The 21,722-nt window shown below is 60.0% G+C and carries 21 protein-coding genes and 1 pseudogene; 16 read left to right on the top strand and 6 right to left on the bottom strand.

The genetic code is table 11. From position 1 onward, the window contains the following. Nucleotides 1-148: 148 nt before the first annotated feature. Nucleotides 149-1,570, top strand: a pseudogene (locus ACQY47_RS15355) (phosphomannomutase/phosphoglucomutase); the annotation flags it as partial. Between the two features lie 19 nt (nt 1,571-1,589). Continuing rightward, nucleotides 1,590-2,495 (top strand): acetylglutamate kinase, encoded by a 906-nt coding sequence (gene argB, locus ACQY47_RS15350; protein WP_015886532.1) that lies wholly within the window; start codon nt 1,590-1,592, stop codon nt 2,493-2,495. A 169-nt stretch (nt 2,496-2,664) separates the two neighbouring features. Here argB and pyrE read toward each other — a convergent pair whose 3' ends face one another. Then, nucleotides 2,665-3,309, bottom strand: a complete 645-nt coding sequence (pyrE, locus tag ACQY47_RS15345) for an orotate phosphoribosyltransferase (protein ID WP_428550012.1) — start codon at nt 3,307-3,309, stop codon at nt 2,665-2,667. An 82-nt stretch (nt 3,310-3,391) separates the two neighbouring features. Here pyrE and ACQY47_RS15340 point away from each other — a divergent pair, with 82 nt between their 5' ends. Beyond that, nucleotides 3,392-4,171: an exodeoxyribonuclease III gene (locus ACQY47_RS15340; RefSeq protein ID WP_003176915.1), complete on the top strand. Its 780-nt coding sequence runs from the start codon at nt 3,392-3,394 to the stop codon at nt 4,169-4,171. A gap of 58 nt (nt 4,172-4,229) precedes the next feature. Here ACQY47_RS15340 and ACQY47_RS15335 read toward each other — a convergent pair whose 3' ends face one another. Further along, the gene (locus ACQY47_RS15335; RefSeq protein WP_017135847.1) at nt 4,230-4,598 is read right to left on the bottom strand and encodes a DUF4870 domain-containing protein; all 369 of its coding nucleotides are present in this window, start codon (nt 4,596-4,598) and stop codon (nt 4,230-4,232) included. Nucleotides 4,599-4,620: 22 nt separating this feature from the next. Next, nucleotides 4,621-5,343, bottom strand: a complete 723-nt coding sequence (gene rph, locus ACQY47_RS15330) for a ribonuclease PH (protein ID WP_003213280.1) — start codon at nt 5,341-5,343, stop codon at nt 4,621-4,623. Between the two features lie 219 nt (nt 5,344-5,562). On the opposite strand from rph, the gene ACQY47_RS15325 reads away from it, so the two are divergent. The 6 genes from ACQY47_RS15325 (at nt 5,563) to ACQY47_RS15300 (ending at nt 10,859) form a co-directional block, all read left to right on the top strand. Then, nucleotides 5,563-6,426, top strand: coding sequence for a YicC/YloC family endoribonuclease (locus ACQY47_RS15325; protein WP_099550260.1), 864 nt, complete (start codon nt 5,563-5,565; stop codon nt 6,424-6,426). 10 nt (nt 6,427-6,436) lie between these two features. Then, on the top strand, nt 6,437-7,057 hold the full coding sequence (gene gmk / locus ACQY47_RS15320) for a guanylate kinase (protein ID WP_056860837.1): 621 nt from the start codon (nt 6,437-6,439) through the stop codon (nt 7,055-7,057). A gap of 167 nt (nt 7,058-7,224) precedes the next feature. Then, a complete protein-coding gene (gene rpoZ, locus ACQY47_RS15315) occupies nt 7,225-7,488 on the top strand; it encodes a DNA-directed RNA polymerase subunit omega (protein WP_003176920.1) in 264 nt (87 codons plus the stop codon). A gap of 60 nt (nt 7,489-7,548) precedes the next feature. Next, a complete protein-coding gene (spoT, locus tag ACQY47_RS15310; protein WP_016975931.1) occupies nt 7,549-9,654 on the top strand; it encodes a bifunctional GTP diphosphokinase/guanosine-3',5'-bis pyrophosphate 3'-pyrophosphohydrolase in 2,106 nt (701 codons plus the stop codon). A 24-nt stretch (nt 9,655-9,678) separates the two neighbouring features. Then, nucleotides 9,679-10,059: a RidA family protein gene (locus ACQY47_RS15305; protein ID WP_003176922.1), complete on the top strand. Its 381-nt coding sequence runs from the start codon at nt 9,679-9,681 to the stop codon at nt 10,057-10,059. Between the two features lie 56 nt (nt 10,060-10,115). After that, nucleotides 10,116-10,859, top strand: coding sequence for a hypothetical protein (locus tag ACQY47_RS15300; protein ID WP_017135845.1), 744 nt, complete (start codon nt 10,116-10,118; stop codon nt 10,857-10,859). A 126-nt stretch (nt 10,860-10,985) separates the two neighbouring features. Here the strand turns inward: ACQY47_RS15300 and ACQY47_RS15295 are convergent, their stop codons facing one another. Continuing rightward, nucleotides 10,986-11,837 (bottom strand): SDR family oxidoreductase, encoded by an 852-nt coding sequence (locus ACQY47_RS15295; protein WP_428550003.1) that lies wholly within the window; start codon nt 11,835-11,837, stop codon nt 10,986-10,988. A gap of 189 nt (nt 11,838-12,026) precedes the next feature. On the opposite strand from ACQY47_RS15295, the gene exbB reads away from it, so the two are divergent. From exbB to ACQY47_RS15260, 7 genes are all read left to right on the top strand, one after another. Next, nucleotides 12,027-13,010, top strand: coding sequence for a tonB-system energizer ExbB (exbB, locus tag ACQY47_RS15290; protein ID WP_017135843.1), 984 nt, complete (start codon nt 12,027-12,029; stop codon nt 13,008-13,010). 6 nt (nt 13,011-13,016) lie between these two features. Beyond that, nucleotides 13,017-13,442 (top strand): TonB system transport protein ExbD, encoded by a 426-nt coding sequence (gene exbD, locus ACQY47_RS15285; protein ID WP_003195519.1) that lies wholly within the window; start codon nt 13,017-13,019, stop codon nt 13,440-13,442. Beyond that, nucleotides 13,439-14,188, top strand: a complete 750-nt coding sequence (locus tag ACQY47_RS15280; RefSeq protein ID WP_428549998.1) for an energy transducer TonB family protein — start codon at nt 13,439-13,441, stop codon at nt 14,186-14,188. The genes exbD and ACQY47_RS15280 overlap by 4 nt, the downstream gene beginning before the upstream one ends. A 177-nt stretch (nt 14,189-14,365) precedes the next feature. Continuing rightward, nucleotides 14,366-15,286 (top strand): hydrogen peroxide-inducible genes activator, encoded by a 921-nt coding sequence (locus ACQY47_RS15275; protein ID WP_017135841.1) that lies wholly within the window; start codon nt 14,366-14,368, stop codon nt 15,284-15,286. An 8-nt stretch (nt 15,287-15,294) separates the two neighbouring features. Next, nucleotides 15,295-17,370: an ATP-dependent DNA helicase RecG gene (gene recG / locus ACQY47_RS15270; protein WP_026013586.1), complete on the top strand. Its 2,076-nt coding sequence runs from the start codon at nt 15,295-15,297 to the stop codon at nt 17,368-17,370. Nucleotides 17,371-17,447: 77 nt separating this feature from the next. Further along, nucleotides 17,448-18,848, top strand: a complete 1,401-nt coding sequence (locus ACQY47_RS15265; protein ID WP_017135839.1) for an aminoacyl-tRNA deacylase and HDOD domain-containing protein — start codon at nt 17,448-17,450, stop codon at nt 18,846-18,848. A gap of 424 nt (nt 18,849-19,272) precedes the next feature. Continuing rightward, a complete protein-coding gene (locus tag ACQY47_RS15260) occupies nt 19,273-20,163 on the top strand; it encodes a hypothetical protein (protein ID WP_428549993.1) in 891 nt (296 codons plus the stop codon). Between the two features lie 56 nt (nt 20,164-20,219). Here ACQY47_RS15260 and ACQY47_RS15255 read toward each other — a convergent pair whose 3' ends face one another. Next, on the bottom strand, nt 20,220-20,600 hold the full coding sequence (locus ACQY47_RS15255; RefSeq protein ID WP_017135837.1) for a hypothetical protein: 381 nt from the start codon (nt 20,598-20,600) through the stop codon (nt 20,220-20,222). 124 nt (nt 20,601-20,724) lie between these two features. Beyond that, nucleotides 20,725-21,651, bottom strand: coding sequence for a type VI secretion system-associated lipoprotein TagQ (tagQ, locus tag ACQY47_RS15250; RefSeq protein WP_017135836.1), 927 nt, complete (start codon nt 21,649-21,651; stop codon nt 20,725-20,727). Between the last annotated feature and the right edge of the window lie 71 nt (nt 21,652-21,722).

Raw genomic sequence — 21,722 nt, 5'->3', positions numbered from 1 at the left:
TACATAATGAAATCAATGCATTATACGATTCATCAAAAAGTGTCAGCACGGCGATGGCATTTTTGCACCACGAACTCTCTGCCGAAAATACCGTCATACCCTTCAGTTTTAGCCTGCCGGTCAATCACTTTAAGACCAGCCTTGCCCCCTTCAGATGGAGTTCACCCCCGCGATGAGTACCGCAGCCCGAGTAGCCCCGACATTCCCCGACAGCATCTTCCGCGCCTACGACATTCGTGGCGTGGTGCCCAAGACCCTGACCGCCGAAACCGCCTACTGGATCGGCCGCGCCATCGGAGCCCAGAGCCTGGCCCAGGGCGAACCTAATGTCTCGGTAGGCCGTGATGGCCGCTTGTCCGGCCCGGAGCTGGTGGAACAACTGATCCAGGGCCTCGCTGACAGCGGTTGCCACGTCAGCGACGTCGGCCTGGTGCCGACACCAGCGCTGTACTACGCGGCCAACGTACTGGCCGGTAAGTCCGGGGTGATGCTCACCGGCAGCCATAATCCCTCGGACTACAACGGCTTCAAGATCGTGATTGCCGGTGACACCCTGGCCAACGAACAGATCCAGGCCCTGCACGACCGCCTCAAGACCAACGACCTGACCAGCGGCAAAGGCAGTGTCACCAAAGTCGACATTCTGCAGCGCTACTCTGACCAGATCACCGGCGACGTCAAACTCGCGCGCCGCCTGAAAGTGGTGGTGGACTGCGGCAACGGCGCGGCTGGCGTGATCGCTCCGCAACTGCTCGAAGCCCTCAACTGTGAAGTGATCCCGCTGTTCTGCGACGTCGACGGCAACTTCCCCAACCATCACCCGGACCCAGGCAAGCCTGAAAACCTGGTGGACTTGATCGCCAAGGTCAAGGAAACCGGCGCCGACGTGGGCCTGGCGTTCGACGGTGACGGCGACCGTGTTGGCGTGGTGACCAACACCGGCGAAAACGTGTTCGCCGACCGCCTGCTGATGCTGTTTGCCCGTGACGTGGTGGCGCGCAATGCCAACGCCGAAATCATCTTCGACGTGAAGTGCACCCGCCGCCTCACGCCGTTGATCAAGGAATATGGCGGTCGCCCGCTAATGTGGAAGACCGGTCATTCGTTGATCAAAAAGAAAATGAAGGAAACCGGCGCACTGTTGGCCGGTGAAATGAGCGGCCACGTGTTCTTCAAAGAGCGCTGGTTCGGTTTCGACGACGGCATTTACAGCGCCGCCCGTCTGCTGGAGATCCTCAGCAAGGAAAAATCCACGGCGCAAGAGCTGTTTCAGACCTTCCCGAACGATATTTCTACGCCAGAGATCAATATACATGTGACCGAGGAGAGCAAATTCAGCATCATTGACGCACTGCACGATGCGCAATGGGGCGAAGGCGCCAACCTGACCACCATTGATGGTGTGCGAGTCGATTACGCCAAAGGCTGGGGCCTGGTTCGCGCGTCCAACACCACACCGGTGCTGGTCCTGCGTTTCGAGGCGGATACCGAGGCTGAGTTGCAGCGCATCAAGGACGTGTTCCACGCCCAGTTGAAACGTGTTGCCCCTGATCTCCAATTACCGTTCTGATTTTTTACCGGAGCCCTGAATGACCCTCGAACGCGAAGCCGCTGCCAACACTGCCAAGGTCCTGTCCGAAGCGTTGCCTTACATTCGACGCTACGTCGGCAAGACGCTGGTGATCAAGTACGGCGGCAATGCCATGGAAAGCGACGAGCTGAAAACCGGTTTTGCCCGCGACATCGTGTTGATGAAAGCCGTGGGGATCAACCCGGTGGTCGTCCATGGTGGCGGACCGCAAATCGGCGACCTGCTCAAGCGCTTGTCGATCGAGAGTCACTTCATCGATGGCATGCGCGTCACCGACGCGCAGACCATGGACGTGGTGGAGATGGTCCTTGGCGGCCAGGTCAACAAGGACATCGTTAACCTGATCAACCGCCATGGCGGCAGTGCCATCGGCCTGACCGGCAAGGACGCGGAACTGATCCGTGCGAAAAAACTGACGGTGACCCGTCAGACGCCGGAAATGACCCAGCCGGAAATCATCGACATCGGCCAGGTAGGCGAAGTAATCGGCATCAATACCGACTTGCTGAACCTGCTGGTCAAGGGCGATTTCATTCCGGTGATCGCGCCCATCGGCGTGGGCGCCAACGGTGAGTCCTACAACATCAACGCCGATCTGGTCGCCGGTAAAGTGGCTGAAGCACTGAAAGCCGAGAAGCTGATGCTGCTGACCAACATCGCCGGGCTGATGGACAAGGAAGGCAAGGTATTGACCGGTTTGACCACTCAACAAGTGGACGAGCTGATTGCCGATGGCACCATCTACGGCGGCATGCTGCCGAAGATCCGTTGCGCGCTGGAAGCCGTGCAAGGCGGCGTGGGCAGTTCGCTGATCCTGGATGGCCGCGTGCCGAATGCGATCCTGCTGGAAATCTTCACCGATACGGGTGTGGGTACGCTGATCAGTAACCGCAAGCGGCCTTAAACGCCAAAAACCAAAAGGCCCCGCTCAATCCAATTGAGCGGGGCCTTTTTTGTTTTCACAGTTCCAATGTGGGAGCTGGCTTGCCTGCGATGACGGCGGCACATTCAAGAACTGCACCGCCTGACACACCGCTATCGCGGGCAAGCCCGCTCCCACATGGACTAGCGTGTCAGACGCCGAACTGCTCACGGTACGCACGCACTGCAGGCAAATGCTGCTTGAGCTGCGCGTCATCTTCCAGGTATTGCAGCACTTGGTTCAACGAAACAATGCTCACCACCGGAATACCGAAATCACGCTCCACTTCCTGGATTGCCGACAACTCACCGTTGCCGCGCTCCTGGCGGTTCAGCGCGATCAGCACGCCGGCGGCCTTGGCACCTTCCTGGGACGCGATGATCTGCATCACTTCACGGATGGCGGTGCCGGCGGTGATCACATCGTCGATGATCAGCACGTCGCCCTTGAGTGGCGCACCGACCAGGCTGCCGCCTTCGCCATGAGCCTTGGCCTCTTTGCGGTTGAAGCACCATGGCAAATCCAGCCCATGATGTTCAGCCAGGGCCACGGCCGTAGCGGCCGCCAGAGGGATGCCCTTGTAAGCTGGCCCGAACAACACGTCGAAGGAAATACCGCTATCGACGATGGCTGCCGCATAGAAACGACCCAGCTGAGCCAGGGCCGAACCCGAGTTGAACAGGCCTGCATTGAAGAAGTAAGGGCTGGTGCGCCCGGACTTCAAAGTGAACTCACCGAAGCGTAAAACGCCGCGATCGATGGCAAAACGAATGAAATCGCGTTGATACGCCTGCATGAAAAAAGCCTCAGATACCACGGATTTAGCTAATTAGGTAGACGGCGTGTATCATACACGCACGCGATTTTTGGGGCCATTTATGCGGATCATCAGTGTGAACGTCAATGGTATTCAGGCTGCAGTCGAGCGTGGTTTGCTCAGTTGGCTGCAAGCACAGAATGCCGACGTCATCTGCCTGCAGGACACCCGCGCCTCCGCCTTTGAACTGGACGACCCAGCCTTCCAACTGGATGGCTACTTCCTTTATGCCTGTGATGCCGAAGTCCCTGCCCAAGGTGGCGTGGCTCTGTACTCACGGTTGCAACCCAAGGCGGTCATCAGCGGCCTCGGCTTCGAGACAGCCGACCGCTACGGGCGCTACCTGCAAGCCGATTTCGACAAGGTCAGCATCGCGACCTTGCTGCTCCCTTCGGGGCAGAACGGCGATGAAGACTTGAACCAGAAGTTCAAGCTAATGGACGATTTCGCCCGTTATCTGGATAAACAGCGACGCAAACGTCGCGAGTACATTTACTGTGGCTCGCTGTACGTGGCGCAACAGAAGCTGGATATCAAGAACTGGCGCGACAGCCAGCAATCACCGGGTTTCCTGGCGCCGGAACGGGCCTGGATGGACGAGATTGTCGGCAACATGGGCTATGTGGATGCCCTGCGCGAAGTCAGCCGTGAAGGCGACCAGTACAGCTGGTGGCCGGATAACGAACAGGCTGAGATGCTCAACCTGGGCTGGCGTTTTGACTACCAGTTGCTGACCCCAGGTCTGCGCCGGTTCGTTCGCAGCGCACGTCTGCCGCGTCAGCCGCGTTTTTCGCAGCACGCGCCGCTGATCGTGGACTACGACTGGACGCTGACCATCTAAGGTCTTTTTCCGGGCACAAAAAAACCGACATCGCTGTCGGTTTTTTTGTGCCTGCTCATTATTTGACCACTCGCCAGGTCAAGGGGTAGCGATAGGCAATCCCCTTGTTGGCCTTGATGCTACCGATGATCGTCAGCACCACCGTGGCGATTGCCAGGGCAAACATCAGGAAAAACCCGATCACCGCGAAGGCCAGCACAATGCACGCCATCCAGGCGATGGCTACGGTGATCTGGAAGTTCAGGGCTTCCTTGCCCTGATCGTCAATGAACGGGTCCACTTCCTTCTTCATCTGCCACAGGATCAGCGGCCCCACGACACTGCCGAAGGGGAACACAAACCCCAGAAACGCCGCGAGATGACACAACATGGCTCCCTGGCGCACTTCGTAGGAAGGCGTAGGTACGGGCATTTGGCTGTCATTCATGGCGCTTCTCCTTGAGGCAGGCTCAGTCGGCCAGTGCGGCGTTCTGCAGTTCGAAGATTTCGGTCATGCCTTTCTGGGCCAGGGCAAGCATGGCGTTCAGGTCGGCTGGCTGGAATGGCGCGCCTTCGGCGGTGCCCTGCACTTCGATGAAACCACCGGTGCTGGTCATCACTACGTTCAGGTCGGTCTCGGCGGCCGAATCTTCCAGGTAGTCCAGGTCCAGCACAGGCTCGCCCTGATACATGCCAACCGACACAGCGGCGATCATCTGCTTGAGCGGGTCGCCGCCTTTGAGGCCGCCGCGCTTCTTGATCACTTTAAGCGCATCTACCAGGGCCACCATGGCGCCAGTGATGGAGGCGGTGCGGGTGCCGCCGTCAGCCTGGATCACGTCGCAGTCGACGTACAGGGTCACGTCGCCCAGCTTGGACATGTCCAGGGCTGCGCGCAGCGAGCGGCCGATAAGGCGCTGGATTTCCAGGGTGCGGCCGCCTTGCTTGCCACGGCTGGCTTCACGCTGGTTACGCTCGCCGGTAGCGCGCGGCAGCATGCCGTACTCGGCAGTCAACCAACCCTGACCTTGGCCTTTAAGGAAGCGCGGCACGCCGTTTTCGACGCTGACGGTGCAGATCACTTTGGTATCGCCAAACTCGACCAGTACAGATCCCTCGGCGTGTTTGGTGTAGTTGCGGGTAATGCGGATCGAGCGGAGCTGATCGGCAGCGCGACCACTTGGACGTTTCATAGGGGATACCTGTACGAAGGACGAAAAACTGCCGAGCATTATAGAGCCGCGAACCGTTTCGGGGCACTTCTAAAAAATTCGGTTACGAATGGCCTGGTCGGCGCCCATTGTTTGGGCGCGCTCGTCCCACTGCGCTACAATCCTGCGCCTTCGCAGCCTGTCGGCTTCAAAATTTACCCATCAGCCCGCATTTGCGGGTCTGCATCGCGAGGTACTTCCATGGTGCACAGCATGACCGCCTTCGCCCGCGTCGAAAAAGCCGGCGCCCAGGGCACCCTGAGCTGGGAACTGCGCTCGGTCAACAGCCGCTACCTGGAGCCGCACCTGCGCCTGCCGGAATCCTTCCGCGACCTCGAAGGCGCCGTGCGTGAAGCGTTGCGCCAGGGTATCTCGCGGGGCAAGCTGGAATGCACCCTGCGTTTTACCGAAGAAACCACCGGCAAGCCGCTGCAGGTCGACCGCGATCGCGCCGCGCAACTGGTAGCCGCCGCCGAAACCATCGCCGGCCTGATCAAGCAACCGGCCGCGCTGAACCCGTTGGAAGTGCTGGCCTGGCCCGGCGTACTGGTGGCCGACGCCACCGACCCGCAAGCCCTCAATGCCGAAGCCCTCGCCCTGTTCACCCAGGGCTTGAAGGAACTCAAGGCCGGCCGCGAGCGCGAAGGCGCCGAACTGGCCCGCCTGATCAATGAGCGCCTGACTTCGATCGAAGAAGACGTGGTCACCCTGCGCGAGCTGGTGCCGCAGATGCTCGCCACCCAGCGCCAGAAGGTTCTGGACCGCTTCACCGACATGAAGGCCGACCTCGACCCGGTGCGCCTGGAGCAGGAAATGGTGCTGCTGGCGCAAAAAAGCGACGTGGCCGAAGAACTCGACCGCCTGAGCACCCACATCCTCGAAGTGCGCCGCGTACTCAAATCAGCGGGTGCCGCCGGTCGGCGCCTGGACTTCCTGATGCAGGAACTCAACCGCGAAGCCAATACACTGGGTTCCAAGGCGTTTGATCCGCGCAGCACCACGGCTGCGGTCAACCTCAAAGTGTTGATCGAGCAGATGCGCGAACAAGTACAGAATATTGAGTAAGGCAACTTCCATGACCCACAGCACCGGCACCCTTTACATCATTTCCGCCCCTTCGGGCGCGGGCAAGAGCAGCCTGGTCAAAGCCTTGACCGACGCCGACGCGCACATCCGCATCTCGGTCTCGCACACCACCCGCGCCATGCGCCCCGGTGAAGTGAACGGCGTGCACTATCACTTCGTCGAGCGCACCGAGTTCGTCAAGATGATCGAACACGGCGACTTCCTGGAACGCGCCGAAGTGTTCGGCAACCTCTATGGCACCTCGCAAAGCCACCTGCAGCAGACGCTGGACGAAGGCCACGACCTGATCCTGGAAATCGACTGGCAGGGCGCCGAACAAGTGCGCCAGTTGATGCCCAAGGCGCGTTCGATCTTCATCCTGCCGCCGTCGTTGGAAGCGCTGCACCAGCGCCTGACCAACCGTGGCCAGGACAGCGATGAGATCATCGAAGGTCGCATGCGTGAAGCCGTCAGCGAAATGAGCCACTACGTCGACTATGACTACCTGATCATCAATGACGATTTTGCCCACGCACTGGATGATTTGAAGGCGATTTTCCGCACCAATCAGCTCCAGCAAAAGCGCCAACAGCAGCGTTTTGGCAAATTACTCGCTGAACTGCTTGGTTGATTGGCGCTTCCCAAAACCGCTGCAAGGGCTTTACATTGGCACTTGCAGCGGTTTTGCGAGGGCGCGGGGAAAATCAGCGCTTCCCTAAACGCTGGTGATTTTTTAAACTGTTTAGTCCGCTCGCCCAACCGGGCAGCGCGCATCTTGCATTCGCTCCGAGGAATACCATGGCCCGCGTAACCGTTGAAGACTGCCTAGAACACGTGGATAACCGCTTTGAGCTGGTCATGCTCTCTACCAAGCGTGCCCGTCAACTGGCCACCGGCGGCAAAGAGCCCCTGGTCCAGTGGGAAAACGACAAGCCTACCGTTGTAGCCCTGCGTGAAATCGCTGAAGGCCTGATGAGCTACGAGTTCATCGCCAACGCTGAAATCGTTGAAGACGAACCGCTGTTTGCAGCGTTCGAGGACGAGTCCAACGAGGCCGTCTAAGCTTATGCCTGGTCGACGTAGCACGGCGCGGGGTCACAGCCAACGGCAGGAGTTCATACTTTGCCGAGCATAGACGCCCTCGCCGATCGCTTATCGGCCTACCTCGGCCCAGACCAGGTCAACCTGGTCCGCCGAGCGTATTTCTACGCCGAACAAGCCCACGACGGCCAGCGCCGCCGAAGCGGCGAGGCGTATGTCACCCATCCTCTTGCGGTGGCAAATATTCTTGCCGACATGCACATGGACCATCAGAGCCTGATGGCCGCGATGCTGCATGACGTGATCGAAGACACCGGCATCGCCAAGGAAGCGCTTAGCGCGCAATTTGGTGAAACCGTGGCCGAACTGGTCGACGGGGTCAGCAAACTGACCCAGATGAACTTCGAGACCAAGGCTGAAGCCCAGGCAGAAAACTTCCAGAAAATGGCCATGGCCATGGCGCGGGATATCCGTGTGATTCTGGTCAAGCTGGCCGACCGGCTGCACAACATGCGCACGCTGGAAGTGCTGTCCGGCGAAAAACGCCGGCGCATCGCCAAGGAAACCCTGGAAATCTACGCGCCCATCGCCAATCGGCTGGGCATGCATGCCATTCGTATCGAATTCGAAGACCTCGGCTTCAAGGCCATGCACCCGATGCGCTCGGCGCGCATCTACCAGGCGGTCAAGCGCGCACGGGGCAACCGTAAGGAAATCGTCAACAAAATCGAAGAGTCGCTGAGCCACTGCCTGGCGATCGACGAGATTGAAGGCGAAGTCAGCGGCCGGCAGAAGCACATCTACGGCATCTACAAGAAGATGCGCGGCAAGCGCCGAGCCTTCAACGAGATCATGGACGTGTACGCGTTCCGGATCATCGTCGACAAGGTAGACACCTGCTACCGCGTGCTGGGTGCTGTACATAATTTGTACAAACCCCTGCCGGGGCGCTTCAAGGACTACATCGCCATTCCCAAGGCCAACGGCTATCAGTCGTTGCATACCACGCTGTTCGGTATGCACGGGGTGCCGATCGAGATCCAGATCCGTACGCGGGAAATGGAAGAGATGGCCAACAATGGCATCGCCGCCCACTGGCTATACAAATCCAGCGGTGACGAACAGCCAAAAGGCACCCACGCCCGTGCTCGCCAGTGGGTCAAAGGCGTGCTGGAAATGCAGCAACGTGCCGGCAACTCCCTGGAATTCATCGAAAGCGTGAAGATCGACCTGTTCCCGGACGAGGTCTACGTGTTCACGCCCAAAGGCCGAATCATGGAGCTGCCCAAAGGCTCCACGGCGGTCGACTTTGCCTACGCGGTGCACACCGACGTCGGTAACAGCTGCATTGCCTGCCGGATCAACCGTCGCCTCGCGCCGCTGTCCGAACCGCTGCAAAGCGGCTCCACGGTCGAGATCGTCAGTGCTCCCGGCGCGCGCCCGAACCCGGCCTGGCTCAACTTCGTGGTCACCGGTAAAGCGCGGACACACATCCGCCACGCCCTGAAGTTGCAACGCCGCTCCGAATCCATCAGCCTCGGCGAACGCCTGTTGAACAAGGTCCTCAACGGTTTCGACAGTGCCCTGGACAAAATTCCGACAGAGCGCGTACAAGCGATGCTCCACGAGTATCGCCAGGAAACCATCGAAGACCTGCTGGAAGATATCGGCCTGGGTAACCGCATGGCCTATGTAGTCGCTCGCCGCCTGCTCGGCGAAGGCGAACAATTGCCAAGCCCGGAAGGTCCGCTGGCGATTCGCGGCACCGAAGGCTTGGTGCTCAGCTACGCAAAATGCTGTACGCCGATCCCGGGCGACCCGATTGTCGGCCACTTGTCGGCGGGCAAAGGCATGGTGGTGCACCTGGACAACTGCCGCAATATCACCGAAATCCGCCACAACCCGGAGAAATGCATCCAGCTCTCTTGGGCCAAGGATGTCACCGGCGAATTCAACGTCGAGCTGCGTGTGGAGCTGGAACATCAGCGCGGCCTGATCGCACTGCTTGCCAGCAGCGTCAACGCGGCCGACGGCAATATCGAAAAAATCAGCATGGATGAACGCGATGGGCGCATCAGCGTGGTCCAGCTGGTGGTCAGCGTGCACGACCGCGTGCACCTGGCCCGCGTGATCAAGAAACTGCGCGCCCTGACCGGAGTGATCCGTATCACCCGTATGCGTGCATAGCCCCTCTCTTACAAGGAGCAACTCATGACCAAGACTGTTATCACCAGCGACAAAGCCCCGGCCGCCATCGGCACTTACTCCCAGGCGATCAAGGCGGGCAACACCGTCTACATGTCCGGCCAGATTCCGCTGGACCCAAAGACCATGGAACTGGTTGAAGGCTTCGAAGCACAAACCGTACAAGTCTTCGAAAACCTGAAATCCGTAGCCGAAGCCGCCGGCGGTTCGTTCAAGGACATCGTCAAGCTGAACATCTTCCTCACCGACCTGAGCCACTTCGCCAAGGTCAACGAGATCATGGGCAAGTACTTCGAACAGCCGTACCCAGCCCGCGCTGCCATCGGCGTTGCTGCGCTGCCAAAGGGCGCACAGGTTGAGATGGACGCGATTCTGGTCATCGAGTAAAACACCCGGCGCAGCCTCAACAGGCTGCGCCGACTTCGTTTCAGAAGGATTTCATGATGCGCAAAGCGCTTGTAGCCACTTCGTTGCTCGCCCTGTTGCTCGGCGGCTGCGCCAGCAACCCCGCCGACCTGGATGTGAGTGGCACCTGGATCAACCAGGCCGCCATCAACGCGGCAGCCAAGGGCGGCCCTTTGCGCGAAGCGCTGCAGAGTTTTGGCCCGAACCTCGAATGGGAGGTCAATACCAAGGCTTTGCAGGCGCGCTACTACAACGGCTTTGAAGTCGCCGAAGGCAAGTTGCTCGGGGATAAATCCGGCGCCTGGAACGTCGAGTTCTACGGCAGCTCCGCCACCGAACTCAAGCGCAAAGGCAAACAACTGCTGCAAGTGGCCAACGATAACGAGCCCGAGCAACTGTTCGCCCGTGCCAAGGATCCCGCCCCGGAAGGTGCGCCACTGGGAGCCAACTTCGAACGAGCACTGTATGCAGCCTATATGGGCGGCGACTGGAAGATTACCGACGGCAACGGCGACGGTTCCACAGTGCAGTTCCAGGCCGACGGAAAGGTCGCCGGCCTGCCAGGCGTCGACCGCTACTCGCTGTGTCTGGCGGGCGACTGCGCCTCTATGAGCGGCGGCTACGACAGCATCTGGCTGCAATTGAACGGCCAGGGCAACCCCTGGATCTTCACGCGCAAAGGCAAGCAGTTGGCGATATTCCAAGCGATCAACACCGCGCTGGCCGACGAGGTGCCGCAGTTCACGCCCGGCCCGCGCCAATGGCTGCTTGAGAAGAAATAACCAGCATCACCCTGAAGCAAATGTGGGAGCTGGCTTGCCTGCGATGACGGTGGCTCAGTCGAGATAGAGGTCGACTGATACTTCGCTATCGCAGGCAAGCCAGCTCCCACATTTTTTGACTGCGTTTCAGCCCTTGAGAATCGCCGCATACCCTTCGCGATAAGTCGGGTAGGTCGGCACCCAGCCCAACGCCTTAGCCCGGGCGTTGCTGCATTGTTTGCTGCCGGCACGCCTTACACTGGCGTCATCCGCCCACTCCGTCACGCCCAGGTACTCGCGCAACCAGCCCACCACCTCCGCCAATGGCGCTGGGGCATCGTCGACCCCGATGTAGATTTTTTCCAGCGAGCCGCCCTGCTCTACATGACGCAGCAAAAAGGCCAGCAAACCTGCCGCATCATCCGCGTGAATCCGGTTGCCATACAACGGCGGATCGATTGCCACGCGATAGCCCTGGCGTACCTGGGTCAGCAGCCATTCGCGGCCCGGGCCGTAAATCCCGGTCAAGCGCACGATACTTGCTGGGATCCCACTGTTGAGCGCGACCTGCTCGGCCTCCAGCATGACCTGGCCGGAATAGCCCGTCGCCTTGGTATCAGATGTTTCGTCGACCCACTCACCATTCTGCTGGCCATACACGCTGCTGCTGGAAACAAACAGCAGGTGCCTGGGCTCCTGGCCGTAGTCACTCAGCCACTCCAACACATGCTGCAACCCTTGCACGTATGCCGCGCGATACCCGGCCTCATCGTGGTCGGTGGCGGCCGCGCAATACACCAGGTAATCCACTGCGCCGATCGGCCAGGTCTCAGGGCAATCCTTTTTGAACAGGTCGCCGGCAATGCCGATCACGCCATCGGGGAGCTTTGAAACATCACGGCGCAGGCCATGAACCTCCCAATTCGCGCCGAGCAATTGGCTAGCCAGCCGGCTCCCCACATCGCCGCAACCGGCAATCACAACAGAAGGCGCAGACATCATAAAACTCCGTTCTTAAAGGTCTAGATTAGCCCTCGCAGATGACGAGCGGCCAGAAAAAGCACAAATAAAGTTACTGTATTACTTCTGTTAACAAGAATTACTTGCAATAATAACGGCCCATTTGTCCTCGACCCTCAAGGGTCTGGCAGGACGATCACTCAATTTTTCCTCTCAGGTCCGGCCAGCATGACACGTAATACAAACCCCGCTTCGCCAACCAAGCTTCACAGCCCATCCCGCGCCTGGCGTGCGATTGCTGCGCTGCTGTTCAGCGTACTGCTGGCACCGACCGCTGCCTTCGCTGATGCCACCGCCCCAGCCGCACCGGCTGCTGCCGAGCACACCGGCGCTACGCCAGCTGCTCCTGTTGCCGCCCCGGTTGCCACCGACCCGGCCCAGGCTGCAGGCGACGTCGCACCTGCCGACGAAACCGGTGTAGTGTTGGAAGAAGACAACAGCCTGGGCATGGCCCATGACCTGTCGCCGTGGGGCATGTACCAGAACGCTGACGTCGTGGTAAAAGCCGTGATGATCGGCCTGGCCATCGCCTCGATCATCACTTGGACCATCTGGATCGCCAAGGGCTTCGAGCTGCTGGGCGCCAAGCGCCGTCTGCGCGCTGAGATCGTCCACCTGAAAAAAGCCACCACCCTCAAGGAAGCCAGCGAGAGCGCGACCAAGAAGGGCACCCTGGCCAACCTGCTGGTACACGACGCTCTGGAAGAAATGCGTCTGTCGGTCAATACCCGCGAAAAAGAAGGCATCAAGGAACGCGTCAGCTTCCGTCTCGAACGCCTGGTTGCAGCATGCGGCCGTAACATGAGCAGCGGCACCGGCGTGCTGGCCACCATCGGTTCCACCGCACCGTTTGTCGGCCTGTTCGGCACCGTGTGGGGCATCATGAACAGCTTCATCGGCATCGCAAAAACCCAGACCACCAACCTCGCCGTCGTCGCCCCCGGCATCGCCGAAGCCCTGCTGGCAACCGCGCTGGGCCTGGTTGCAGCAATCCCTGCGGTGGTGATCTACAACGTCTTCGCCCGTTCGATTGCCGGCTACAAGGCCCAGGTATCGGACGCGTCGGCAGAAGTCCTGCTGCTGGTCAGCCGCGACCTCGATCACCTGCCTACCGAGCGCAGCTCGCAACCGCACATGGTGAAAGTGGGGTAATCGGCCATGGGCCTGCATTTGAATCAAGGCGACGACGAACTCGTCGAGAACCACGAGATCAACGTCACGCCGTTTATCGACGTAATGCTCGTGCTGCTGATTATCTTCATGGTGGCCGCGCCGCTGGCGACCGTGGATATCAAGGTCGACCTGCCCGCGTCCAGCGCCAAGCCTGCGCCGCGGCCGGAGAAGCCGATTTTCCTCAGCGTCAAGGCGGACCAGCGTCTGTTCCTGGGCGAAGAAGAAGTCAAAGCTGAAACCCTGGGCCCGGTGCTCGACGCCAAGACCCAGGGCAAGAAAGACACGACGATCTTCTTCCAGGCCGACAAAGGCGTGGACTACGGCGACCTGATGAGTGTGATGGATGCCCTGCGGGCAGCCGGCTACCTCAAGGTAGGCCTGGTCGGACTTGAGACGGCAGCCAAGAAATGATCACGACGCGCCACAAACTGACGCGTTATGGCACCAGCCTCGCCGTCGTGCTGGGCGTGCATGCCGTCGCGATTATCATCGCGCTCCAGTGGTCCGCGCCGCATCCGGTAACACTGCCACCGGCGGCGATGGTCATCGACCTCGCGCCGATGCCTGCACCGCCGCCGCCGGCTCCACCCAAGGTTGTCACACCGCCGCAGCCGCCTGCCCCCGTGGAAGAGCTGCCCCTGCCAAAACTGGCCGAGGCACCTAAACCAACGATCCAGGTGCCCAAGCCGGTCAAGCCAAAACCGAAGCCGCAGCCGCCCAAGCCGATGGAGAAGAAGCCCGAGCCGCCCAAGGAAAAACCTTCCGAAGAGCCGCCGAGCGAATCGCCACAGAACAATGCGCCAGCTGAAAAGTCTGCCCAGCCGGTTCCGGGCCCGTCGCCACAACAGGTCGCAGCCAAAGCGTCCTGGGAAGGCGCCCTGCTGGCGCACTTGCAGAAGTACAAGAAGTATCCGCCAGGTGCCCAACAGCGAGGCAAGGAAGGCTTGAACCGCCTGCGCTTTGTGGTCGATGCCGAAGGCAACGTGCTGTCCTACGAGTTGGTGGGCCGCTCCGGCAACGCCGATCTGGACCGTGCGACCCTGGACATGATCCGTCGAGCCCAGCCACTGCCCAAACCACCGGCCGATATGTTGAAAGGCGGCAGCGTCGAAATCGTCGCGCCATTTGTTTACAACATTGAGAAGCGCCGCCGGTAAGCGGCAAACGGGAGCCGGCTGGTGTGGGAGCTCCCATACAAGCCAGCTCCCACATTTGGTTTCACCACTTCAGCAAAATCCTCAACATTCCCCGCTCAATCCCCATCAAAGTTCTGATAACGTGCGTCTATCGATTGCAGCCGGTATGCTTGGCCCGCAACCTCATGGACGCCCGCTATGACTCTTACAGAATTACGCTACATCGTGACCCTCGCCCAAGAGCAGCACTTCGGCCACGCGGCCGAGCGTTGCCATGTCAGCCAACCGACGCTGTCGGTGGGTGTGAAGAAGCTTGAAGACGAACTCGGTGTGCTGATTTTTGAGCGCAGCAAGAGCGCCGTGCGCCTCACGCCGGTGGGCGAAGGCATCGTCGCCCAGGCCCAAAAGGTACTGGAGCAAGCCCAAAGCATCCGCGAGCTGGCCCAGGCCGGCAAGAACCAGCTGACTGCACCACTCAAAGTCGGCGCCATCTACACCGTCGGCCCGTACCTGTTCCCGCACCTGATTCCGCAACTGCACCGCGTTGCGCCGCAGATGCCGCTGTATATCGAAGAAAACTTCACCCATGTACTGCGCGACAAACTGCGCAATGGCGAGTTGGACGCGATCATCATCGCCCTGCCGTTCAACGAAGCAGACGTGCTGACCCTGCCGCTCTACGACGAACCGTTCTACGTGTTGATGCCGGCCTCCCACCCGTGGACGCAAAAGGACACCATCGACGCCGGCCTGCTCAACGACAAGAGCTTGCTGCTGCTGGGCGAAGGTCACTGCTTCCGCGATCAGGTACTGGAAGCCTGCCCGACCCTGACCAAGGGCAACGACGGCGCCAAACATACCACCGTGGAATCCAGCTCCCTGGAAACCATTCGCCATATGGTCGCTTCCGGCCTGGGTATTTCGATCCTGCCGCTGTCGGCAGTGGACAGCCATCACTACGCCCCCGGCGTGATCGAAGTGCGCCCACTCACGCCGCCGGTGCCGTTCCGTACTGTGGCGATCGCCTGGCGCGCGAGCTTCCCGCGCCCGAAAGCCATTGAGATCCTGGCCGACTCGGTCCGTCTGTGCTCGGTGGCCAAGCCGAATGCTGCGAGCTGATTAACGGTATGACAGAGCTGTCGCAGGTGTCGGTCACCGCACTCAAAGGTGTCGGTGACGCCATGGCCGAAAAGCTGGCCAAGGTCGGCCTGGAGAACCTCCAGGACGTGCTGTTCCACCTGCCCCTGCGTTACCAGGACCGCACGCGTGTGGTGCCCATCGGCCACTTGCGCCCTGGGCAGGATGCTGTGGTCGAAGGCACCGTCAGCGGCGCCGATGTGGTGATGGGCAAGCGCCGCAGTTTGGTCGTGCGCCTGCAGGACGGCACCGGCGGCCTGAGCCTGCGTTTCTACCATTTCAGCAACGCGCAAAAGGAAGGCCTCAAGCGTGGCACTCGCGTGCGTTGCTACGGCGAAGCCCGCCCCGGCGCATCCGGCCTGGAAATCTACCACCCGGAGTACCGCGCAATCACCGGCGACGAGCCGCCTCCGGTCGATACCACACTCACGCCGATCTACCCGCTGACCGAAGGCCTGACCCAACAACGCCTGCGCCAGCTGTGCATGCAAACGCTGACGATGCTCGGCCCCAAAAGCCTGCCCGACTGGTTGCCTCTGGAGCTGGCGCGCGACTACCAACTGGCGCCGTTGGACGATGCGATTCGCTACCTGCATAACCCACCCGCCGACGCCGACGTCGACGAACTCGCACTGGGCCATCACTGGGCCCAGCATCGCCTGGCCTTTGAAGAGCTGCTGACGCACCAACTGTCCCAGCAGCGCCTGCGCGAAAGTATGCGCTCCCTGCGCGCGCCGGCGATGCCCAAGGCCACGCGACTACCTGCGCAATACCTGGCCAACCTCGGCTTTGCGCCAACGGGGGCCCAGCAACGCGTGGGCAATGAAATCGCCTACGACCTCAGCCAGCACGAACCCATGCTGCGGCTGATCCAGGGCGACGTGGGCGCAGGTAAAACCGTGGTGGCCGCCCTCGCCGCCTTGCAGGCGTTGGAAGCCGGTTACCAAGTGGCGCTGATGGCGCCCACCGAAATTCTCGCCGAACAGCACTTCATCACCTTCAAGCGCTGGCTCGAACCGCTGGGCCTGGAAGTGGCGTGGCTGGCCGGCAAGCTCAAGGGCAAGACCCGCGCAGCGGCGCTGGAGCAGATTGCCGGTGGCGCACCGATGGTGGTGGGCACTCACGCATTGTTCCAGGACGAAGTGCAGTTCAAGAACCTCGCCTTGGTGATCATCGACGAACAGCACCGCTTCGGTGTGCAACAGCGCCTGGCCTTGCGCCAGAAAGGCGTGGGCGGGCGCATGAACCCGCACCAGTTGATCATGACCGCCACACCAATCCCGCGCACCTTGGCGATGAGCGCCTACGCCGACCTCGACACGTCGATCCTCGATGAGCTGCCGCCCGGCCGCACACCGGTCAATACCGTGCTGGTCACCGACACGCGCCGCGTCGAGGTCATCGAACGCGTGCGCGGCGCCTGCGCCGAAGGCCGTCAGGCATATTGGGTGTGCACGCTGATCGAAGAATCCGAAGAGCTGACCTGCCAGGCCGCCGAGACCACGTTTGAGGACCTCACCAGTGCCCTGGGCGAGCTGAAGGTCGGGCTGATCCACGGGCGCATGAAGCCTGTGGAAAAAGCCGCGGTGATGGCCGAGTTCAAAGCTGGCAACCTGCAACTGCTGGTGGCCACCACGGTGATTGAAGTCGGCGTGGACGTGCCCAACGCCAGTTTGATGATCATCGAAAACCCCGAGCGCCTGGGCCTGGCCCAACTGCACCAACTGCGCGGCCGTGTCGGCCGGGGCAGCGCAGCCAGCCACTGCGTGCTGCTGTACCACCCGCCGCTGTCCCAGATCGGCCGTCAGCGCTTGGGCATCATGCGCGAGACCAACGACGGTTTTGTCATCGCCGAAAAAGACCTCGAACTGCGCGGGCCCGGCGAAATGCTTGGTACTCGCCAGACCGGCCTGCTGCAATTCAAGGTCGCCGACCTGATGCGCGACGCCGACTTGTTACCGGCCGTGCGTGATGCGGCGCAAGCGCTCTTGGAGCGCTGGCCCGAGCATGTCAGCCCTTTGCTGGATCGCTGGCTCAGGCATGGGCAGCAATACGGCCAAGTGTGACGCCTGACTCACTTATCCAACCAACAGTTGTATCAAGCTGGTTATACTTCGGTGACTGTACGAAATTGGATCAGGCCATGTCAGAAGTTGCCCTCGCCACAGCCCCACTGACCGCCCCGCCGGTCATTCGGGCTCTGCTCGCAAAACTCGCCATCCCCTACACGGAAGTGACCGAACACGCCGGCCTGAATCCCGCACAAAAAGTCCAGGCAGTACTGCTGGAAGATGCCGTGGGCGCACTCATGGTGCTGTTCCCGCAAAGCCAGTTACTCGACCTCAACCGCCTGGCTGAACTCACCGGCCGCCGCCTCACGGCCGTGTCGCCGGACCGCATCGAGCGCATGCTGGCCAAGCACGACTTGAGCCTGTTGCCCGGCCTGCCGGTACTGACCAGTTCGCCGTGCCTGTATGAAGGCAGCCTGCTCAGCGAACCCAGCCTGTTGGTGCATTCCGGCGAAGCCGGGCTGCTGCTGGAAATCGCCAGCATCGATTTCAAGACCATGCTCACCAAGGCCAGCGCCGGGCACTTCGGCGAACCGCTGAGCAACATCCGCCCCAACCTCGATCGCCCGAACGATGACCGCGAGGAAATCACCCAGGCGATGCAGGCGTTCACCGCCCGCCGAATCCAGCAGCGTCTGGAAGCGACCATCGAGATTCCGCCGCTGGCCGACACCGCGCAGAAAATCATCAAGCTGCGCGTCGACCCCAACGCCACCATCGATGACATCACCAGCGTCGTCGAAACCGACCCAGCCCTCGCCGCCCAAGTGGTGAGCTGGGCAGCGTCGCCGTACTACGCCTCGCCAGGCAAGATTCGTTCAGTGGAAGACGCCATCGTACGCGTGCTGGGCTTTGACCTGGTGATCAACCTGGCGCTGGGCCTGGCCCTGGGCAAAACCCTGAGCCTGCCCAAGGACCACCCGCACCAGTCCACGCCGTACTGGCACCAGTCGATCTATACCGCTGCTGTGATCGAAGGCCTGACCCGCGCCATGCCCCGCGCCCAGCGCCCGGAAGCTGGCCTGACCTACCTGGCCGGCCTGCTGCATAACTTCGGTTACTTGCTGCTGGCCCATGTATTCCCGCCGCACTTCTCGCTGATCTGTCGCCACCTGGAGGTCAACCCGCACCTGTGTCACAGCTATGTCGAGCAGCACCTGCTGGGCATCAGCCGCGAGCAGATCGGCGCCTGGCTGATGCGCTACTGGGACATGCCGGACGAACTGTCCACCGCCCTGCGCTTTCAGCACGACCCGACCTATGACGGGCAATATGCTGAATATCCCAACCTGGTGTGCTTGGCGGTACGTTTGCTGCGCAGTCGTGGAATTGGTTCCGGGCCGGATGAGGCGATACCCGACGCCCTGATCGAGCGTTTGGGCTTGAGCCGGGAAAAGGCTGAGGAAGTGGTCGGCAAGGTACTGGATGCCGAGGTGCTGCTACGCGAACTCGCGTCCCAGTTCAGCCAGGCATAAGTCTGTCGCCTGCTACATAGCTTTCGCAGGCAAACCAGCTCTCACACTTAACTGCGTTCCAACTGTAGAACGCGGTCGAATGTGGGAGCTGGCTGGCCTGCGATGAATCCAACTGGGTCTACCTGAAAGACCTACTTCTTTTTCCTCGGTTTCAACTACTTGGTCAGCCCCTGAAACCCGATCAACAGCAGCGGGCTGCCCTGATCTGGATGGTCTGATCCTGAATCGCATCATAATGCCAGTTAATTATTCCTCGCCTTTTGAGCCGCGAAGGCGAATGTGACATACCTACCCCAACGAAATTCATGGCACTCTAACAACTTACAAACATAAAGTAACATCTGATACGGAACTGTCACGCGCAACTAATCCACATAGAGCATACCGGTAAGTTTTCTCATCATTAAAACTCTGGATTCTGCCTATGTCTATTTCATCCACTGCTAGCAACTTTATAACTAACAACCCAATAAGCGCCTACCCTTCACCTACAGTTACCGAACCCTCTGTAAACGTCAACGGCAGTCTTACACCTCGCAGAGACCAATATGGGACCGTACTGGTTGTAACGACGCCTGACCCAGGCGCACCACAAAACGTCAATGGCCGCGCTTATCACCCCGCCTCCGAAGTAAGAATTTATACGGGACATGCGGATGATAAAATCGATATAAAAGTTATTAATGATCGCTTCGTCGCCATTATCAATGGGCAAGCCATCAAGCTGGACATCGACGCCTCTAACCCCGAGGGCAATCAAGGCAAACTGTTCATAGACAGCGGCGGTGGCGATGACCGTGTAAAAATAGCCCCTGACGTCAAGACCAGTGTAACCATTCACACTGGCCCAGGCAAAGACACCGTGAGCACGGGAGGCGGCTACGCTCAAGTATATCTGGGCGACGACGATGATACCGGTGAACTAGCCTATGGCGGCGGAGAATTATACGGTGAAAACGGCGATGATACCTTGGCAGGAGGTACAGGCAGTAACTTCATTAATGGTGGCGCGGGAAAAAACACTATAAGGGGTGGTACACCCAGCGATTCATCTCGAACGGCGATCTCCGCCGAAGGTACAAGCGACACTATTATTGGCCGCTCTGACAACACGTATATCCAGACCAAGGCCCAATTCACCTCTATAAAACTTTACCGGCAATTTGATACCGAAGTCGACATTCATGAAAGTGCCGGAAATACCGAAACCAACGAATATAAGAGCCGGCAACATGTGACCGATGGAGACATACGGTTTTCAGGCAGATTCGACCCAGCCAAAGACCGTCGTATACGTGTAAACCAACAGGACTGACGGTCAACTTATACTGGCTCTCCTCGGGGTTTCTGTGCCCCGAGGGCTCCAAAAAGCTAACCAGCTGTTTTTTTACGCGGCTTCAAATACTTGGTCAGCCCCTGGAACCAGATCACCAACGCCGGGTTGCCCTTGATCTGGATCGACTTGTCCTGAATCCCCGTCATGAACGCCAGTTGCTTGTTCTTCGCCTGCATCGTGGCGAAGCCGTAGGCGGCATCTTTAAAGGCGATAGCAAAGGCCGGCGCCGGGTGAACACCTGAGCGGCTGGTGATGCGCTGGTCTTTGACGATGAAGTGACGGGCAACCTTGCCGTCGAGGGTCTGCAACTGGAACGCCAGGTCTTTATCACCCAACTGTTGCTGAAAGGCAGGATTGGTGCGGCTGGCTTTGCCCATCATCAGGCCCAGCACCCACAGCAGAAGACGAAATTTCATGCACACAGCCTCAGTGTATTTATTAAGTGGCCGCAGCAGTGTAACGATTTACCGGCAGAACGCCACCGATCTCGCGCTTTAGCAGGAGATCGGCAGGCGTTTAACGCTTATAGCAACATGTTGCTTAAACGTTAGGGCACGGCACTGGCGCCCAGTCGGCCAGGTTCGGATCGCGGCAGGTGCCTTCGATCTGCGCCTTGCCAGCGCTGGCGACCTGCTTGCTTTCAGCCTGCTTGGTTTGCACGGTCTGAATACTCTTCTCGGTGGTCACCGCTTCTTTCGGCACGGTTGGCAGCACCGGTTTTTTGGCGACTTTGGCAGGCGTCTTGCCTTTCTTCGCCGGCACCACCTGCGGCGTCGTGTCGGCCTGGGCCACGGTCACTACGTCAGCACGCTGCACACCCACTTGTTTCAGGTCTTGCTCGTAAGCCTGGGTGTAGTTGTTCAAGTCTTCGCTGGCCTTGCCGTTCACTGCAACGATCAGGTCATTGGACTCTTTCAAGCCAGCCACGATTTCCGCCAGGCGCTTGCGGCCTTCGGTGTCGTTGACGGTCTTGGCCTTGCGGTCGGCCACCAGCTTGGTGAATGCGCTCTGATAGCACTGCTGGGACGCCTTGGCGTAGGCCGTGCTGCGGTCGATGTCGGACGCGCTTTTATTGAAGTCGGTGGAGTAGGACGCGATGCGCTGGTTGTCATCGGTGATCTGCTTCTGACGCTCGGTGTAGTAACCCGCTGCGCCACCCGCCAGGGCGCCGCCCGCTGCACCGATGGCGGCATTACGGCCACGCTTGTCGGAGTCGCCGGTCAGCGCGCCCAGCAATGCACCGCCGGCTGCGCCAAGCGCCGCACCGGTGACGACCGACTTGGTCATGTTCGAATCGGTTGCACGCAAGTGCTGCACCGGCTCGTAGCAGTTGGGGTAGTACTCGACCTTGGTGCTCGACGCGACCTTGGAAGCCGGCGACGTGGCGCAACCTGTCAACACGGTGCTGAAACCAGCTGCGATCAGCAGCAGGTGACGCTTGGAAACCGCCTTACGGGAAAAAAGCATAGGTGTGTTCTCTTTTAAGTTTGACTTGCCCAGCACGGCCCACCGCCGCCTGAGTCCTTTCCAAGCTCGCC

The sequence above is a fragment of the Pseudomonas edaphica genome (assembly GCF_965277385.1).
Classification (GTDB): domain Bacteria; phylum Pseudomonadota; class Gammaproteobacteria; order Pseudomonadales; family Pseudomonadaceae; genus Aquipseudomonas; species Aquipseudomonas edaphica.
Note: the sequence above shows the minus strand (reverse complement) of the source record. Positions and strands in the feature narration are given on the sequence as shown.

What these genes read in the sequence shown, in the direction of transcription:
- argB (WP_015886532.1), top strand. Translation starts at nt 1,590, where the DNA reads ATGACCCTCGAACGCGAAGCCGCTGCCAACACTGCCAAGGTCCTGTCC.
- pyrE (WP_428550012.1), bottom strand. Translation starts at nt 3,309, where the DNA reads ATGCAGGCGTATCAACGCGATTTCATTCGTTTTGCCATCGATCGCGGC.
- ACQY47_RS15340 (WP_003176915.1), top strand. Translation starts at nt 3,392, where the DNA reads ATGCGGATCATCAGTGTGAACGTCAATGGTATTCAGGCTGCAGTCGAG.
- ACQY47_RS15335 (WP_017135847.1), bottom strand. Translation starts at nt 4,598, where the DNA reads ATGAATGACAGCCAAATGCCCGTACCTACGCCTTCCTACGAAGTGCGC.
- rph (WP_003213280.1), bottom strand. Translation starts at nt 5,343, where the DNA reads ATGAAACGTCCAAGTGGTCGCGCTGCCGATCAGCTCCGCTCGATCCGC.
- ACQY47_RS15325 (WP_099550260.1), top strand. Translation starts at nt 5,563, where the DNA reads ATGGTGCACAGCATGACCGCCTTCGCCCGCGTCGAAAAAGCCGGCGCC.
- gmk (WP_056860837.1), top strand. Translation starts at nt 6,437, where the DNA reads ATGACCCACAGCACCGGCACCCTTTACATCATTTCCGCCCCTTCGGGC.
- rpoZ (WP_003176920.1), top strand. Translation starts at nt 7,225, where the DNA reads ATGGCCCGCGTAACCGTTGAAGACTGCCTAGAACACGTGGATAACCGC.
- ACQY47_RS15305 (WP_003176922.1), top strand. Translation starts at nt 9,679, where the DNA reads ATGACCAAGACTGTTATCACCAGCGACAAAGCCCCGGCCGCCATCGGC.
- ACQY47_RS15300 (WP_017135845.1), top strand. Translation starts at nt 10,116, where the DNA reads ATGCGCAAAGCGCTTGTAGCCACTTCGTTGCTCGCCCTGTTGCTCGGC.
- ACQY47_RS15295 (WP_428550003.1), bottom strand. Translation starts at nt 11,837, where the DNA reads ATGTCTGCGCCTTCTGTTGTGATTGCCGGTTGCGGCGATGTGGGGAGC.
- exbB (WP_017135843.1), top strand. Translation starts at nt 12,027, where the DNA reads ATGACACGTAATACAAACCCCGCTTCGCCAACCAAGCTTCACAGCCCA.
- exbD (WP_003195519.1), top strand. Translation starts at nt 13,017, where the DNA reads ATGGGCCTGCATTTGAATCAAGGCGACGACGAACTCGTCGAGAACCAC.
- ACQY47_RS15280 (WP_428549998.1), top strand. Translation starts at nt 13,439, where the DNA reads ATGATCACGACGCGCCACAAACTGACGCGTTATGGCACCAGCCTCGCC.
- ACQY47_RS15275 (WP_017135841.1), top strand. Translation starts at nt 14,366, where the DNA reads ATGACTCTTACAGAATTACGCTACATCGTGACCCTCGCCCAAGAGCAG.
- recG (WP_026013586.1), top strand. Translation starts at nt 15,295, where the DNA reads ATGACAGAGCTGTCGCAGGTGTCGGTCACCGCACTCAAAGGTGTCGGT.
- ACQY47_RS15265 (WP_017135839.1), top strand. Translation starts at nt 17,448, where the DNA reads ATGTCAGAAGTTGCCCTCGCCACAGCCCCACTGACCGCCCCGCCGGTC.
- ACQY47_RS15260 (WP_428549993.1), top strand. Translation starts at nt 19,273, where the DNA reads ATGTCTATTTCATCCACTGCTAGCAACTTTATAACTAACAACCCAATA.
- ACQY47_RS15255 (WP_017135837.1), bottom strand. Translation starts at nt 20,600, where the DNA reads ATGAAATTTCGTCTTCTGCTGTGGGTGCTGGGCCTGATGATGGGCAAA.
- tagQ (WP_017135836.1), bottom strand. Translation starts at nt 21,651, where the DNA reads ATGCTTTTTTCCCGTAAGGCGGTTTCCAAGCGTCACCTGCTGCTGATC.